This is a genomic window from Phaeobacter sp. CAU 1743, from assembly GCF_039839315.1.
Lineage (GTDB): Bacteria > Pseudomonadota > Alphaproteobacteria > Rhodobacterales > Rhodobacteraceae > Phycobacter > Phycobacter gallaeciensis_A.
Genome location: NZ_JBDOQR010000011.1, coordinates 49,312 through 65,241 on the forward strand (window position 1 = coordinate 49,312; position 15,930 = coordinate 65,241).

The window sequence follows — 15,930 nt, forward strand, 5'->3', positions numbered from 1 at the left end:
TTCCTGTTCTAGGAACGAGAACCGAATTCCGCGCGAATGGCCGCTCCATCGGCGTCCAATGCGGGGGACGGTCCGATCGCGGCTTCGGTGCTGCCGCGTCGTATCGGGGGCATTGCGATGCTGACAGGTCCCGAGGGCGTGCCGATGGTCGCCCGATCAAGTTGCGGGTGATCCGACAGCGCGGCAACGTCGTTCACCGCCGCCGATGCAATGCCCGCGCCATCGAGCAGCTTCAACAATTCGGCACGTTCGTGCGCGCCGAACACGGTCTTGATAAGCTCTTCGAGTTCCGATTTGTGCGCGATCCTGGCTGAATTATCATGGAATCGCGGATCATCGGCCAAGGCCGGGTCGCCGAGAATCTGTACGCAGAACCGGTTCCATTCGCGGCTGTTCTGGACCGAGATGACGACCTGTTCACCGCCTCGGCAGTGGAATGCGCCGTAGGGGCATATGACAGAGTGACCAAGCCCGGTTCTGGGCGTGGGCTGATTGGCATAGTCGTGAAAAAGAAGCGGAACCGCCATCCAGTCCGCCATGACGTCGAACATGGCCACCGAGAGGCCGCTGCCCTTGCCGGTTCGATCACGCCCGACCAGCGCTTCGCAGATCCCGGCATGGGCTGTCATGCCGGTGGCGATATCGCAGACCGACACGCCGACCCGCCCCGGTCCATCCGGCGTGCCGGTCACCGATGCCAGGCCGCTTTCGCATTGCACCAGAAGATCATAGGCCTTGGCGTTGCGCATCGGGCCGTCCTCTCCGTAGCCGGTGATGTCGCAGGTCACCAGACGCGGAAACCTCTCTCGCAGACTTGCGGAATCGAGCCCGAGCTTGGCCAGCGCGCCGGGCAGCAGGTTCTGAATAAACACATCCGCGTTTTCCAGCATCCTGAGCAGGATTTCACGGTCTTCGTCGGCTTTAATGTCCAAGGCGACCGATTCTTTGCCTCGGTTCAGCCATGTGAAATAGGCGCTTTCACCGTTGGCGGCGGTATCGTAGGCGCGGGCGAAATCGCCGGCTCCCTTGCGTTCGATCTTGATCACACGCGCGCCGGCATCGGCCAGCCGCGAGGAGCAAAAAGGCGCGGCGACTGCCTGTTCCAGCGCAACGACGAGTTTGCCGGAAAGGGGGGCTAAATCTGAACCTGGCATGAGTTTCTCTCAATTGATCCTGAAAGGTTGACTAAATCTAACAATTGTTAGAAACATAATCAATACGATTAGACAAAGACTGGATCGCTTGAAGGAGAACGCCGGTGCAGGACGCCAAACGACCAGACCAGTTTTTCCAACGCGCGCTGGCAGAGGGAGAGATCCTGCTGCCCAAGTGCGACGACTGCGGGGGATATCACTTTTTCCCGAGAGTCCTGTGTCCCCATTGTCATGGCAGCGCGATTTCTTGGAAGAAGGCTAGCGGCAAGGGACGGGTCCACACCACAACAGTTGTGCGCCGAAAGCCCGAACGGGGCGGCGATTACAACGTATGCGTCGTCGAGCTGGATGAGGGTGTCCGGATGATGAGCCGGGTCGAGGGCATTGCTCCGGGTGAGGTCGCCATCGACATGCCGGTAACCGCCTTCGTGGGCGAGGCCGAGGGTGTTCCGGCCGTGCTTTTCAAGCCGTCGGAGGGATAAGCCATGACCACTGAACTTCGGGGGAAATCCGCCATCGTAGGTACCGGTCATGCCGGTTTCGGAGAAGCCCATGGCCTGACGGCCTATGATGTCATGGCGCAATCTGCGCTTGCGGCGCTTGGCGATGCCGGGCTGAAACTGTCCGACGTCGACGGGCTGTTTTGCACCATGATGGAAGACAGCATGCCGGCGCTTATGGCGGCGGAGTATCTGGGCATCCAGCCCCGTTTCATTGATGGCACGATGTCGGGCGGTTCGTCTTTCGTAAACTACCTGACGTCCGCGACCATGGCGCTGGACGCCGGTCTGTGTGATGTCGCGCTGATTGTTTATGGCTCCAACCAGCGCACCGCGTCGGGCAGACTCGTGACCGCTTCACGTCCGCCGGCCTACGAGGCGCCGTATAATCCGCGCTATCCGATCTCGGCCTATGCGATGGCGGCGGCGCGGCACATGCATGAATATGGCACCACCCGCGAACAGCTGGCCGACGTGGCCGTTGCTGCGCGGGCCTGGGCGCAGCACAACCCCGAAGCGTTCGAGCGCGGCCCGCTGACCCGCGAGGACGTGTTGGGTGCGCGCATGGTGGGCGATCCATTGACCGTGCGCGACTGTTGTCTTGTCACCGACGGCGGCGGCGCGATCGTAATGGTCCGCGCGGACCGCGCCCGGGATTTCCCGAAGGCGCCTGTCTATGTGCTGGGCAGTGCTGCGGCAAGCTCGCACCGGCAGATTTCGCAGATGAAGGATTTCACCGTGACCGCAGCCCGCGACTCGGGCGCGCGCGCCTTTGCGACGGCCGGCGTGACCCCTGCGGATATCCAGGCGGTCGAGCTCTATGATGCCTTCACCATCAATACCATCCTGTTTCTTGAAGATCTGGGGTTCTGCGCCAAGGGCGATGGCGGGGCCTTTGTCCAGGGCGGGCGCATCGCGCCTGGCGGGGCCTTGCCGGTGAACACGAATGGCGGAGGCCTGTCCTGTGTGCACCCCGGGATGTACGGTATCTTCACAGTGATCGAGGCTGCTCGTCAGATCCGTGGCGACGCGCCGGGCATTCAGTTGAAGGATATTGATCTGGCGCTGGCGCATGGCAACGGCGGTGTGCTGTCCAGTCAGGTCACGGCCATACTTGGATCGCAAAACACGCTCTGACGGCAACTAAGGGAGGAAAGATCATGCCACTGGATTTCGAAGCACTTTCGAATTGGGATTTCGAAGAGATCAAGCAGACTCTGACCGAGCGGGATACCATCCTTTACGCACTCGGGCTGGGGTTCGGCGAAGATCCGACAGACAAGAAAGAACTGGCCTTTGTCTATGAGGACGGTCTGAAGGCGGTTCCCTCGATGGCGGTCATTTTGGGGTATCCCGGCTTCTGGCTGCGCGATCCCAAGACCGGCGTAAACTGGCAAAAAGTGCTGCACGGAGAACAGTGGCTCGACATCTACAAGCCGCTGCCGACACATGGCCGGATTGTCGGCCGCAGCCAGATCGACTTCATCTCGGACAAGGGCGAGGGCAAGGGCGCTGTGATCTATCAAAGCCGCGAGATCATCGACGCGGACAGCGGCGACAAGCTGGCACGCGTCGCGATGTCGGCCTTCGCCCGGGGCGACGGCGGATTCGGCGGCGAGAACAGGCCCGGCCCGACGCCGGCGGTGCTGCCGGACCGGGTGCCCGATCACATATGTGATATCGAGACGCTTCCGCGCCAGGCGCTGATCTACCGGCTCAGCGGCGACATGAACCCGCTGCATGCCGACCCCGATGTCGCGCGGTCGGTCGGGTTCGACCGCCCGATCCTGCACGGTTTGGCGACCTATGGTCTGGCCGCCCGGGCGATTCTCAAGACGTTGCTGGACTATGATTCTGCCCGGCTTGTCGGTCTGGATGTTCGGTTCTCGGCTCCGGTCTATCCCGGCGAAACCGTGCGGTTCGAAATCTGGGAAGAGGACGGCGAGGCCCGGTTTCGAGCGTCTATTCCTGCACGCGACGTGGTTGTTCTGAACAACGGCGCGGCGCGCTTTGCCTGAGGCAGTGAAGATGGCTCAACCGCTCAAGGATATCCTGGTGCTGGATTTCAGCACACTTCTTCCCGGTCCGATGGCGACGCTCATGCTGTCCGAGGCTGGCGCCGAAGTGATCAAGTTCGAACGGCCCGGAGCCGGCGAGGACGCGCGCCACACGGAGCCAAAGATCGACGGAGAGAGCATCGGATTTGCTGTGTTGAACCACGGCAAGCGATCGGTGGCCATCGACCTCAAGTCAAGGGGCGCAGTGGAACGTCTGCGCCCCTTGATCGAGAAGGCCGATGTTCTGGTAGAGCAGTTTCGTCCCGGCGTGATGGACCGGCTGGGGCTTGGTTATGAAGCGGTGCGAAAGATCAATCCCGGTCTCATCTATTGTTCGATCACCGGCTATGGCCAGACCGGACCAAAGGCCAGCGCCGCCGGCCACGATCTCAACTACGTCGGTGATGCGGGTATCCTGTCGCTCAGTCGCGGACCGGATGACCAGCCAACAGCCCCGTTCGGGCTGGTCGCCGATATCGGAGGCGGAACCTATCCTGCGGTGATGAATATCCTGCTGGCCCTGATTGCGCGGCAGGCAAGCGGGCAGGGGACGCATCTGGATATCGCAATGGCCGAGGGGGCGTTCGCCTTTGCCTATTGGGCCCATGCCGAAGGTGTGATTGCCGGGCAGAACATCGAAAGCGGTGGCAGCCGTCTGACGGGTGGCCTGGCCCGGTATCGGCTTTATACGGCTGCGGACGGGCGTCAGATCGCCGTCGGCGCGTTGGAAGAAAAGTTCTGGCAGTCGTTCTGCGATGTCATTGGTTTGCCTGTGGCCCTTCGCGATGACTGGTCCGATCCAAATGCCTGTGCCGCAGAGGTTGCACGTCGTCTGAGGGAACACCCCTCGACCCATTGGGAGCCTTTGCTGGCTGCGGCAGATTGCTGCTGTTCGGTCGTGAAGACGCCCGCCGAGGCGGCGCGTGACCCGCATTTCAAAGCGCGTGACGTGTTCGGGCGGACCGTAAAAATCTCCGGCCGGGACGCGCCCGCTTTGCCGCTGCCAATTGCCCCGGAGTTCCGTTCTTCCGGAAATTCGGTCGGAGTTGCAGCCACTCTGGGCGAAGACAATCCGCGTTATGGCGTGGACCAACCGAAAACAGAGTAAATCCCGTTGACGGGCAGGATTTGAATCGGTAATCTAACATTTGTTAGAAAAAGGGGGGGCCAATGGACAAGTCTGACGATGACCTGCCGACTGAAGCTGAGCGTTATGTCATGCCATCGCGCTTTGTGGAAAGCGATAGCGTGGAAGTGCAGGGTTTCGTGACATCGGCTTTGCGTGATCTTCCTGTGGACGCAACCAATCGAGACAAGGCGATCCGCCTGTTCGAAGCGGTGCGCGACGATATTCGCTATGATCCCTATTGTTTTGCGCTGGATGAGGACTCTTACCGTGCCAGCCGTATCGCTGGCGCGGAAGCGGCGTTTTGCGTTCCCAAGGCAATTCTTCTGGCGGCTTGTTTGCGTGCTGTGGGTATCCCCGCCGCTCTGGGGTTCGCGGATGTGCGCAACCACCTGAATACACCCAAGTTGCAGGAGTTGATGGGGACCGATCTCTTTATCTACCACGGCTATGTTCAGCTGTGGTTGGGGAATGAGGCCTACAAGGTGACACCTGCATTCAACATGGAACTGTGTGAAAGATTCGGGGTCAAACCCCTGGTCTTCGACGGCTATCACGACGCGCTCTTTCATGAGTTCGACGAACAGAATCACCGGCACATGGAATATGTGAACGACCGTGGTCTCTATTTCGACGCGCCGATGGGTGAGTTCCTGATGGCGTTCAAGGAAACCTATCCGAAGCTGGAAGAATTCAACCGCATCCGGATATCCAAGGATGCGAGCGGATACGATGACGGTTTCGCAAAGGAGGGTGCCTCTTGAGGTATCTGGAAGACTTCTCGCCGGGCCAAGTCTATCGCTTTCGCAGCGCTCCGATGAGCGCGGATTCGATAAAGGCCTTTGCCAAGGAATGGGATCCGCAGCGGCTGCACACCGATGAAGACTATGCAACCGCCATACATGGCAGCCTGATCGCCTCGGGCTTTCAGACCATGCTTGAGGTGTTCAAGCCGGTCATGACCGAGATGATGGTCGATGTTGCCAATATCGGCGGCATGGGCTTTGACAATTTGCGCTGGCTGCGGCCTGTGCACCCGAACGAACCCCTTGATGTCGAACTGACGGTCAACTCGGTCACACCGTCAAAAAGCAAGCCCGACAGAGGTGTTTTGCACTATACGCTCAGCGCCAAAAACCCCGAGGGCGAGGTCGTTTTTTCGACCGACACCCCTGTGATGATCCAGCGAAAACAAAATGACACAAACTGAGTTCCTTTCCAGCGAACAAGAAGACCTTCGCCTGTTGCGCGAGAGCGTGCGCACGTTGTTTGAACGGGCGGGCGGAAGTGACAGAGCCCGACAACTCCGTGATGCCGGGGGCGGTTTCGATCCGGAGATGGTCCGGGAACTGGCCGAGGCCGGTGTTTTCGGCGTGGCGGTGCCCGAAGATCAGGGCGGGCTTGGCATGGGCCTAGCCGCCGGGGGTGTCATCGCCGAGGAAGTCGGCCGTGTGTTTGCCCCGGAACCGGTCGTGTCGACGATAGGTCTGAGCCTCGGCCTTCTGCGCCGCCTTTGTCCGGATCATCCGAAGATGGCACAGCTCATCGGCGGCGAAATTTCATTGGCGGTTGCCTGGCAGGAACGCGGCCCCGACGGGGCGCCTGCCGATGCGACCTGCCGATACGCGGACGGAAAGCTGACCGGTGGCAAGGCCTGGGTCGTCGGTGCGATCGGTTCGCACGGGTTCCTTGTCGTGGCCGAACAGGATGATGGTCCGGTTCTGGTTCTGGCTGAGGCAGACGCGCAGGGGCTTGTCATCGACAAGCGGACGCAGGCGGATGGCAGCTCTCTGGGCGAGCTTTCGTTTTCGGGAACTCCGGCCGCGGAATTGGCCAGCAGCGGTGCGGTTCTCACTGCACTGGCCGAGGCTGTCGCCGATGCAACGGCGCTTGCCGCGGCCGAGCTTGTCGGCGTGAGCGAGCGCGCCTTCGAGATCACGCTCGACTACATCAAGACGCGGGAGCAGTTCGACAAGCCGATCGGATCATTCCAGGTCATCCAGCACCGTGCCGTCGACCTCAACGTGATGTGCGAGGTCGCGCAGGCCGGAGTGCGGGAGGCGCTTGCGCAGATGGACAGCGAAACCGATCCAAAAGTCCGGGCGCGGCTTGCCAGCCGGGCCAAGGCTCGCGCGGTCACCGCCGCCAAGAAGATCACGCGCGACGCCATCCAGCTGCACGGGGCCGTCGGTTATACCGACGAGTTCGACATCGGGCTTTATCTGAACCGAGCGCTGGTTCTGTCCGCTTGGCTGGGCGATGACGCCTACCACAGACGGCTTTGGTTCGAGGCGCGAGAACAGGAAGGAGCCGCACAATGACCGACTGGAACGCAATGAGCGATGCGGATTTCCGCAAGGAAGTGCGCGCGTTCTTCGAGGCGGAATATCCCGAAGAGCTGCGCCACCTGCCGCACCGACCGAAGTTCGCCGAGATCGAACATTGGCACCGCAAGCTTCACGCCAAGGGCTGGGTTGCGCCAGCCTGGCCCGCTGAATTCGGCGGTATGGGCCTAAACGCTGCTAAGCTGCTGATCTTTTATGAAGAGCAGCAGCGCTGGGGCGTCAATCGCGGTCGCGACATGGGCGTGCAGATGGTCGGGCCCCTGATCATCAAATTCGGCACCCAGGACCAGAAAGACTATTGGCTGCCACGTATTCTGAGCTGCGAGGACATCTGGTGCCAGGGCTATTCCGAGCCCGGTGCCGGGTCCGATCTTGCCAATCTGCGCACACGCGCGGAAATTGACGGCGACGATTTCGTCATTAACGGCCAGAAGATCTGGACGACGATGGCGCATGATGCCACGCACATCTTCATGCTGGTGCGCACCGATCCCGATGCGCCGAAGAAACAGCAGGGCATCAGTTTCCTTCTTGCTCCGATGGATCAGCCGGGGATCGAGGTGCGCACGATCACCACCCTTTCGGGTGAGACCGAATTTTGCGAGGTGTTCTTCGACAATGCCCGCACTCCCCGGGAAAACCTGGTCGGCGAACTGAACAAGGGCTGGACGATGGCCAAGGCGCTTTTGAGCTTCGAGCGCATCTTCATCGGCTCGCCAAGTCTGGCCCAGAACGCTCTGGGACAGCTTGAAAGCTTTGCCCGTGGCCGTGGCGCGTTTGACGATCCGGTGTTCCGTGACCGCTTTGCCCAAGCGGCACTGGATGTGGAAGATCATGCCGCGCTTTATGCCCGTTTTGCAGATCAGCTCAAACGTGGCGAGACGCTCGGTGCGGATGTGTCCATGCTGAAGATCTGGGTGACTGAATGCTTCCAGCGCATCACCGAGCTGATGATCGAAGCAGCCGGTCCCGATGGCGGCTCCATCGGGCCGCTTCAGGTTGGCAATGTTAGCGTCGACGTTTTGTCGAGCTTCTACAAGGCCAGACCTACCACGATCTACGGTGGATCGAACGAAATCCAAAGAAACATCCTGTCCAAGGCCGTCCTGGGACTGCCTGGCTGAACCCATACCCTGAGGAGGAAAAGACCTATGTCGGAGCGTTACGCAAAGTACGACAAACTGAAATTTGACTACCCGGCGGATCGCGTCCTGCGCATCACGTTCGACCGGCCCGAGACATTCAACTCGGTCGATGCCGAAACCCACACCCAGATGACGGACATGTGGATCGACATCGACCGCGACCCCGACATCAACGCGGTCATCGTGACCGGCGCGGGCAAGGCGTTTTCGGCGGGCGGCGATTTCAGCCTGATTGAGAAGATGATCGGCGACTCGCACGAGATCATGAAGACGTGGAAAGAAGCCAAGGATCTCGTCTACAACATCATCAACTGCAACAAGCCGATCATTTCCGCGATCAATGGCCCTGCGGCAGGCGCGGGCCTTGTGGTTGCCATCCTGGCCGACATCTCGATCGCCGGGAAACGGGCAAAGATTGTCGATGGTCATCCGCGTCTGGGCGTTGCCGCTGGCGATGTCGCGGCGATTATCTGGCCGCTGCTGACCTCGATGGCCAAGGCGAAATACTATCTGATGACCTGCAAGCCGGTGTCGGGCGAAGAGGCCGAGCGCATCGGTCTGGTGTCAATGTGCGTCGAGGATGACGAGCTTCAGCAGATCGCTTTGGACACGGCTGTCGAACTGGCCAACGGCTCGCAAAGCGCGATCCGCTGGACCAAGTATTCGCTGAACAACTGGCTGCGCCAGGCCGGGCCGATCTTTGATGCGTCGACCGCGCTGGAGATGCTTGGTTTTATGAGCGAGGACGTCAAGGAAGGTGTGTTGTCGCACCGCGAGAAGCGCGCGCCAAACTTCCGCAAGGACTGCCCGCTTTAACGCCCGATTGGACGAGGAGGCATGGAAATGTCTGATGATATCTACAAAGATATAGCGCAAGCCTATGCCGCTGCGGCCGAAAAAGCTCCTGGCCTGAAATCGCGATTTACGGCTGCCGGATTCGATCCGGCAGCCGTCACATCGGTGGCGGACCTCTCGCGACTTCCAGTGATGAAAAAAGAAGAGCTTCTGAAGATCCAGCGCGAGAACCCGCCTTTCGGCGGATTCCTTGCCTCGGATCTGAAGGATATTGGACGGATCTACGTGTCCCCTGGCCCAATTTTCGAGCCGGCCCTTTCGGGCGAGGGAGGTCATGGCCTGGACCTGCTTTTCAAGGCGGCAGGCGTGGGGCCGGGGGATATCATCCTGAACACCTGGATGTATCATCTTGTGCCCGCAGGCTTGCTGTTCGACGAAGCGGCACAGGCCGCAGGTGCCACGGTGATTCCCGGCGGCGTGGGCAATACCGAGCTTCAGGCGCAGATCATCGTCGAAACCGGCGTGACTTCGATCTGCGCCTCGACCGCGTTTTTCCTGACGCTGGCGGACAAGGTGATCGAAACCTATGGCCGCGACGCATGGAAGGTGAAGACAGCCTTCCTCGGCGGTGAGATGGGCGACTGGATGGCCAAGCGCCGCCGGATCGAGGCCGAATACGGCGTGTCCACCTGGGCCGCCTATGCCACCGCCGATCTAGGCCTTGTCGCCTATGAGGATGGCGGCGAAGGCTATCTGGTTCATCCCGACCGCGTGGTGCAGATCTGCGATCCGGTCAGCGGCGAACAGGTCGCCCATGGCGAACCGGGCGAGGTTGTCGTGACCGCGCGCGATGCCACCTGGCCGATGATCCGGTTCGGCACCGGCGACAGCGCCTTTGCCCTGGAAAGCAACGCGGATGGCACCGTCAGCCGGATTTCAGCATTGCAGGGACGGGTCGGGGCAGCGGTCAAAGTGCGCGAGATTTTCGTTTATCCGCGCGTGGTTGAAGAAGTTGTCATCGGCACGCCGGGCGCAAAGGCCGCGCAGGCCGTGGTAACGCGCGAGAACGATCGCGACATGATCCGCCTCTCGCTTGTGCTGGAAGACGGTGCCGACGCTTCTGCTGCGGAAGCAGCCGCCGCCAAAAACTTCAAACTGCATACACGAATTCGTGTCGACGAAGTGAACATTGTTTCGGAACTACCCGAAAATGCAGAACTGATCGTCAACCAAAAGGACCGCTAAGATCGGGTCTCGATCATTCGCGACAACCGCAGAAACAGATGGGCGGCCGGGCAACCGGCCGCCCTCTTTCGTCAGGAACAGAGCGCATCTTTGGCGACCTGGTATTCCCGGTCGAGACGGTCGACGTAGTCCGCCGTGGTCATCACCTCTTTCACCGCTCCGATCCCCTGACCGCTGCCCCAGATGTCACGCCAGGCCTTGGGGCGAATGTCGCCGGTGGCCAGATCGAGTTTGTTGCCGATCCCGGCCAGGTTGTCCGGATCGAGACCGACCGCCCGCACCGACGGTTTCAGATAGTTGGCATGCACGCCGCTGAAATAGTCGGTATAGACAATATCATCGGCCCCGCCTTCGACGATCATTTGCTTGTACTCCTCCGACGCGACCGCCTCGGTCATGGCAATGAAGGGGGATCCGATATACCCAAAATCCGCACCCATGGCCTGCGCCGCCAGAATTGAGCGCCCGGTCGCGATGGACCCGGACAGGGCAAGCGGACCATCGAACCATTCCCGGATTTCCTGAACCAGCGCAAAGGGTGACAAGGCCCCGGCGTGGCCGCCAGCGCCGGCGCAGACCGCGATCAGGCCGTCGGCGCCCTTGTCGATCGCTTTCCTGGCGTATTTGTTGTTGATTACATCGTGCAGTACAGTGCCGCCGCACTCATGTGCCGCCTGGTTGACGTCTTCCCGTGCGCCCATTGATGTGATCCAGACAGGCACTTTCCAGCGCGCACATATTTCGACGTCCCGCTCAATCCGATCATTCGATCGATGGACGATCTGGTTGACCGCGAATGGCGCGGCGGGCCGATCGGGATTGGCCTGATTGTGCGCGTCAAGCTCTTCAGTGATGCGCTTGAGCCAGGCTTCAAGCAGCGGCGGTTCACCTTCGGACTCGCGTGCGTTCAGCGCCGGAAAGCTGCCGATGACGCCGGCTTTGCACTGGGCGACGACAAGATCCGGCCCGGACACCAGGAACATGGGCGAGCAGATCACAGGCAGGCGCAAGCGGCCGAGAGGGGTGTCGGAGTACATTGTCTATTTCTTCTTTGCTGTTTCAACAGGGGGTGCCGAGGCCCGTAGCCGTGACGGGCGCGCATGGGAAGGGAAGCCGAAAAAACGTGCCAGCAGACCGCAAGGAAATACACAGAACGGGTGAATTTTACACATGTCTGATTTTCCGCACCGGACTATTGCCCGTCGCTCAATGCCACTCCTATCGTGTTCCATGCTAGCCCATTCCTGGGAGGAGGAAGCGGTGCCATTGCTCTACAGCCGCTCGGAAAGCGTTGGTCGGATGACTTTCGATTTTCCCGAGAAGAAGAATGCCCTTGATCAAGACGCACGCAAAGAGATGGAACGCATCGTCACCCAGGTGCGCGACGATGACCGCGTGCGCGCGCTGTTGATCACGGGTGCCGGGGGCGCGTTTTGCGCCGGAGGCGATATCAGCACCTTCGCCGGTTCTTCGCCTGTGGCCATGCGGGACCGCATGAAACAACAGCACCGCGTAACCCGGATGCTATATGATCTTGAAAAGCCGGTCGTCGCGGCGGTTGCCGGGCCGGCCTTTGGCGTGGGGTTCAACATTGCGCTTCTGGCTGACGTGATCCTGGCCGCGCCCTCGGCCCGCTTTTGCCAGGCCTATGCGCGCGTGGCGATCGTGCCCGACGGTGGCGGGCTTTACTTGCTGGCGCGGACGGTCGGGACGCAGCGGGCGAAGGCGATGTTCCTGACGGCCCAGGTGATCGATGCCCAAGAGGCGCACGACCTTGGGATCGTCCACGCAATCCACGAAGAAGACGCGCTCGACGCAGAGGCCGATGCGCTGGCCGTGCGTCTGGCCGAAGGGCCGACCCGAGCCTTTGGGCTGGGCAAGTCGATGCTGAACCGTGGCATGGATTGCGATTTCGCGACCTATCTCGAGATCGAGGCAACCGCCGAAGCCCATATCATGCAGACCGCAGATCACCGCGAGGCGGTCGCCTCTTTCAAGGAAAAGCGCCCGCCGGGCTTTGTCGGATCATGAACGCGGCGCCCGATTGTGGCCCGCTGGCCGGTCTTCGGGTGATCGACCTCGGGCAGGTCTACCTTGGGCCCTATTGCGGTCTGATGTTCGCGCTCATGGGGGCCGAGGTCATCAAGGTCGAGCCGCCCGGCGGCGACAGTATCCGCGGCATCGCGGGCGGGCGCGAGAACCCCGCAGCGATGATGCTCAATTCCAGCAAACAGAGCGTGACGCTTGATCTGGGGTCCGAGGGCGGGCGCAGCGCCCTGCTGGCGCTGGCAGATTCGGCCGATGTTCTAATCGAGAATTTCCGTCCCGGTACGATGGAGAAACTGGGGCTGGGGTGGGAAACACTCTGTGCCCGCAATCCGCGCCTGGTCATGGGGTCAGGAAAGGGTTACGCGGCCGATTCCGTCTATCGCGATGCGCCGGCGATGGATTTTCCTATTCAGGCCCTGACCGGGCTGATGTCGGTGACCGGGTTTCCCGATGGTCCGCCGGTGAAATGCGGCGCAGCGATCACCGATTTTCTGGGCGGTATCCACCTTTTTGGTGGCATTATGGCGGCGTTGCATGCGCGCGGCGCGACAGGGCGCGGGGACTTTGTCCAGATCGCGATGCAGGACGTCACGCACCACGCGCTGGCGTCGAATATCGCAAGCTATCTGCTGGCGCCTGACGGGTTCGCCGACCGGGCCGGCAACAGTCAGGCCGTGCTCAAGGTCGCACCCTACGACCTGTTTCCGGCGCGCGACGGGCAGGTGGCCATCATGTGCCTGAATGATCGCCACTGGCAGCAGCTGACCCGGGCCATGGGTCGCCCTGATCTGGCCGAAGATCCCGAACTGGCCGCGGGACCCGCGCGCTGCGCGCGGCGTGCCCAAGTCGATGGCTGGGTGACGGCGTGGACCTCAAGTCAGACCCGCGCCGAGATTTTCGCGGCCCTGAGCAGCGCACATGTGCCGGGCGCCCCGGTGCGCACGCTCGCTGAGGTGGTGTCGGACGATGACATGCGCGCCCGCGGCATGATCCATGACCTTCCGCATCCAGACCTGGGCACGGTCCCTGTTCCAGGGCTGCCGATGCGTTTCGCGGCTCACCCACAGGTCGCCCCTATCCCCGCACCAACCGTAGGCGCCGATACGGCGCGCATCCTGGCCGCGCTGGAACAGGACCTGCCCTCTGCTCAATCAAAGGACACCTACTGACATGTTCAAGCTCGATCCGGAATTGGAGGATTTTCGCAACGAGGCACGCAAGCTGGCTGAGCGCGAGTTTGCTCCCAGGGCCGCCCATTGGGACGAAGCCGAAGAGTTTCCAGCCGCGAACCGCGACAAGCTGGCCGAACTTGGCTATCTGGGAATGTTCATCCCTGAAGAATACGGCGGCTCCGGCGCGCCAGTGATCCAGGGCACGGTGTTTCTGGAAGAAATGGCGCGGGTCTGTTTCAACACGGCGCTGGTCTCGCAACTCTACCTGAACGGCCCATCCCGGGCAATCAGCGTTCTGGGCAGCGACGAGCAGAAAAAGCGGTTCCTGCCAGACATGGCGGCCGGCAAGAAATTCATCGCAATCGCCATCAGCGAGCCAGAGGCGGGGTCGGCGGTGACAGACCTGCGCACCACGGCCACAAGGGACGGCGACGGATGGGTGCTGAATGGCAACAAATGCTGGTCCACGGGCGCCCATGTGGCCGATTATGCGCTGGTCTTCTGCCGTTTCGGCAAGGCCAGCGGGGCGAAGGGGATTGGTGCCTTTGTCGTCGATCTGAAGAAGCCGGGCGCGCGGATCGGCCACATATCGCTGAAGATGGGTGGCCGGGGGCTGACCGAGGCCGAGATTATCCTTGAAAACTACAAGGCCGGTCCCGAGGATGTGCTGGTCGAAGGGGACCCGGAAAGCTCGCGCTCCTTCGCGCTGTTGATGAGCAGTTTCGGACCCGAGCGGGTGGGCAACGCAGCGATGTGCGTGGGGCTGGCGCAGGGCGCTTTCGATGCTGCAAAGTCGTATTCCGAGATTCGCCATCAGTTCGGGCGCCCGATCAAGGAATTCCAGGGCCTGCAATGGAAAATCGCCGACATGGCCACACAGATCCATGCTGCGCGTCTGATGGTCTATCGGGCCGCGACCAACCCCGCGCCGAACGGCTTTCCCGATCCGATGGATGCGACCATGGCCAAGCTTTACGCCAACGAAATGGCGCAGAGGGTCACGAACGAAGCGCTGCAGATCCACGGTCACAATGGTTACACGCGCGAATACCCGCTGGAACGTATGGTGCGTGACGCGCGCGGCTTCGCGCTTGGCGGTGGCACCGTCGAAATCCTGCGCAATACGATCGCCGCCATGGTCTACGGCCACAGCTTCGACCAGCGGCGGGGGTAGGGCGGATGCATCCCTCGTTGCTAACGACAGAACAGGTCGCTCTCAAGGATGCCGCGCGCAAACTGGCGCTCGGGGAATTCCGGGACCGCGCCGCACGCTGGGACCGCGACGGCATCTACCCCGAGGAAAACCACCATCGCCTGGGCGCGCTTGGCTATCTGGGCATGACCATTCCCGAAGAATACGGCGGTGGCGGTACGCCGCTGGTGGATTGCTATCTCGTGATCGAAGAACTGGCCAAGGTGGATTTCAATACCGCGCTGATCGTTCACGATCAGAACGTCTCGCCCCGGATCATCGCCACCTGCGGCAGCGAGGCGTTGAAGCAGGCTTTCCTGCCCCGCTTCGCCGCGGGCGAGATCGAATGCGCGATCTCCTGGTCCGAGCCCGAGGCCGGGTCGGACGCCACCGCGGTGACGACATCGCTGCGCCCGGACGGGGACGGGTTTGTGCTGAACGGCGGCAAGATCTTTACCACTTTCGGCGACAGGGCCGATTACCTTCTGGTCTATGCTCGGTTCTGCGAAAGCAAAGGCGCGCGAGGCATCGGAACCGTTTTGGTGCACCGCAAAAGCCCCGGCGTTTCGGTCCATATTCTTGAACAGAAGATGGGCGCGCGCGGCTGCAACGAATGCGAGATCCATTTCGACGATGTGCGGGTGCCGTCCGAAAACGTCGTGACCGAAGGGCTGGCCGGCAACTCCAGCGGCTTTGTCCGCCCGCTGGGTGTCTATAACGCCACGCGCGTCGGCATGGGGATACTGGCGCTTGGTGTCGCCGAGGGGGCGTTCGACCTTGCACGCGACTACATGAAGACCCGCCGGCAATTCGGCAAGGCGCTGTCCGAGATGCAGGGGCTGCAATGGATGATGTCGGACATGAAGGTGCAGATCGAGGCCGCGCGGTCGTTGTGTTATACGGCGCTGTCGCTGATCGACCGCGGCCAGCCCGATCCAACATTGTCTTCGATCGCCAAGGTTCAGGCCACCGAAATGGCACAGCGCGTCACCCATGACGCCATGCAGATGTTCGGTGGCTACGGCTATTTCGGTTCGCTTCCGTTGGAGCGGATGGTGAGGGATGTGCGGATGCTGACGATCACCGGGGGAACGACCCAGATACATAAGAACGGGATTGCTCGGGCGCTGTTCACTGACTGACGAATCTT

The 15,930-nt window shown here is 61.4% G+C and carries 16 protein-coding genes; 14 read left to right on the forward strand and 2 right to left on the reverse strand.

Going from position 1 to position 15,930, the window contains the following annotated elements; all coding sequences use genetic code 11:
• Positions 1–8: 8 nt before the first annotated feature.
• Positions 9–1,154 carry a CaiB/BaiF CoA-transferase family protein gene (locus AAFO90_RS06570; RefSeq protein ID WP_027264314.1) on the reverse strand — a complete coding sequence of 382 codons (1,146 nt, stop codon included), beginning with the start codon at positions 1,152–1,154 and terminating at the stop codon, positions 9–11.
• Positions 1,155–1,258: 104 nt separating this feature from the next.
• Between AAFO90_RS06570 and AAFO90_RS06575 the strand changes: the two genes are divergently transcribed.
• The 10 genes from AAFO90_RS06575 (at position 1,259) to AAFO90_RS06620 (ending at position 10,367) form a co-directional block, all read left to right on the forward strand.
• The gene (locus tag AAFO90_RS06575; protein WP_027264315.1) at positions 1,259–1,636 is read left to right on the forward strand and encodes an OB-fold domain-containing protein; all 378 of its coding nucleotides are present in this window, start codon (positions 1,259–1,261) and stop codon (positions 1,634–1,636) included.
• A 3-nt stretch (positions 1,637–1,639) separates the two neighbouring features.
• Positions 1,640–2,791 (forward strand): thiolase, encoded by a 1,152-nt coding sequence (locus tag AAFO90_RS06580; protein WP_027264316.1) that lies wholly within the window; start codon positions 1,640–1,642, stop codon positions 2,789–2,791.
• A gap of 23 nt (positions 2,792–2,814) precedes the next feature.
• Positions 2,815–3,672: a MaoC/PaaZ C-terminal domain-containing protein gene (locus AAFO90_RS06585; protein WP_027264317.1), complete on the forward strand. Its 858-nt coding sequence runs from the start codon at positions 2,815–2,817 to the stop codon at positions 3,670–3,672.
• A 10-nt stretch (positions 3,673–3,682) separates the two neighbouring features.
• Positions 3,683–4,819, forward strand: coding sequence for a CaiB/BaiF CoA-transferase family protein (locus AAFO90_RS06590; RefSeq protein ID WP_027264318.1), 1,137 nt, complete (start codon positions 3,683–3,685; stop codon positions 4,817–4,819).
• Positions 4,820–4,881: 62 nt separating this feature from the next.
• A complete protein-coding gene (locus AAFO90_RS06595) occupies positions 4,882–5,601 on the forward strand; it encodes a transglutaminase family protein (protein ID WP_027264319.1) in 720 nt (239 codons plus the stop codon).
• Complete coding sequence (locus AAFO90_RS06600) at positions 5,598–6,047, forward strand: MaoC family dehydratase (RefSeq protein WP_027264320.1); 450 nt, start codon at positions 5,598–5,600, stop codon at positions 6,045–6,047. Before AAFO90_RS06595 ends, AAFO90_RS06600 begins: the two co-directional genes overlap by 4 nt.
• Positions 6,034–7,158 (forward strand): acyl-CoA dehydrogenase family protein, encoded by a 1,125-nt coding sequence (locus tag AAFO90_RS06605; RefSeq protein ID WP_027264321.1) that lies wholly within the window; start codon positions 6,034–6,036, stop codon positions 7,156–7,158. The genes AAFO90_RS06600 and AAFO90_RS06605 overlap by 14 nt, the downstream gene beginning before the upstream one ends.
• Positions 7,155–8,306, forward strand: coding sequence for an acyl-CoA dehydrogenase family protein (locus AAFO90_RS06610; protein WP_027264322.1), 1,152 nt, complete (start codon positions 7,155–7,157; stop codon positions 8,304–8,306). Before AAFO90_RS06605 ends, AAFO90_RS06610 begins: the two co-directional genes overlap by 4 nt.
• Before the next feature lie 27 nt (positions 8,307–8,333).
• Positions 8,334–9,143, forward strand: a complete 810-nt coding sequence (locus tag AAFO90_RS06615) for an enoyl-CoA hydratase/isomerase family protein (RefSeq protein ID WP_027264323.1) — start codon at positions 8,334–8,336, stop codon at positions 9,141–9,143.
• A gap of 27 nt (positions 9,144–9,170) precedes the next feature.
• Positions 9,171–10,367 (forward strand): phenylacetate--CoA ligase family protein, encoded by a 1,197-nt coding sequence (locus AAFO90_RS06620; protein ID WP_223228105.1) that lies wholly within the window; start codon positions 9,171–9,173, stop codon positions 10,365–10,367.
• A 71-nt stretch (positions 10,368–10,438) separates the two neighbouring features.
• Here the strand turns inward: AAFO90_RS06620 and AAFO90_RS06625 are convergent, their stop codons facing one another.
• A complete protein-coding gene (locus AAFO90_RS06625; RefSeq protein ID WP_027264325.1) occupies positions 10,439–11,404 on the reverse strand; it encodes a nitronate monooxygenase family protein in 966 nt (321 codons plus the stop codon).
• A gap of 223 nt (positions 11,405–11,627) precedes the next feature.
• On the opposite strand from AAFO90_RS06625, the gene AAFO90_RS06630 reads away from it, so the two are divergent.
• The 4 genes from AAFO90_RS06630 to AAFO90_RS06645 are packed head-to-tail and all read left to right on the forward strand — an operon-like array spanning position 11,628 to position 15,922.
• Complete coding sequence (locus AAFO90_RS06630; protein ID WP_223228104.1) at positions 11,628–12,398, forward strand: enoyl-CoA hydratase-related protein; 771 nt, start codon at positions 11,628–11,630, stop codon at positions 12,396–12,398.
• Positions 12,395–13,585, forward strand: a complete 1,191-nt coding sequence (locus tag AAFO90_RS06635; RefSeq protein ID WP_027264327.1) for a CoA transferase — start codon at positions 12,395–12,397, stop codon at positions 13,583–13,585. Before AAFO90_RS06630 ends, AAFO90_RS06635 begins: the two co-directional genes overlap by 4 nt.
• Position 13,586: 1 nt before the next feature.
• Positions 13,587–14,762 carry an acyl-CoA dehydrogenase family protein gene (locus tag AAFO90_RS06640; protein ID WP_027264328.1) on the forward strand — a complete coding sequence of 392 codons (1,176 nt, stop codon included), beginning with the start codon at positions 13,587–13,589 and terminating at the stop codon, positions 14,760–14,762.
• Between the two features lie 5 nt (positions 14,763–14,767).
• Positions 14,768–15,922 (forward strand): acyl-CoA dehydrogenase family protein, encoded by a 1,155-nt coding sequence (locus AAFO90_RS06645; protein WP_036051565.1) that lies wholly within the window; start codon positions 14,768–14,770, stop codon positions 15,920–15,922.
• Positions 15,923–15,930 lie beyond the last annotated feature (8 nt).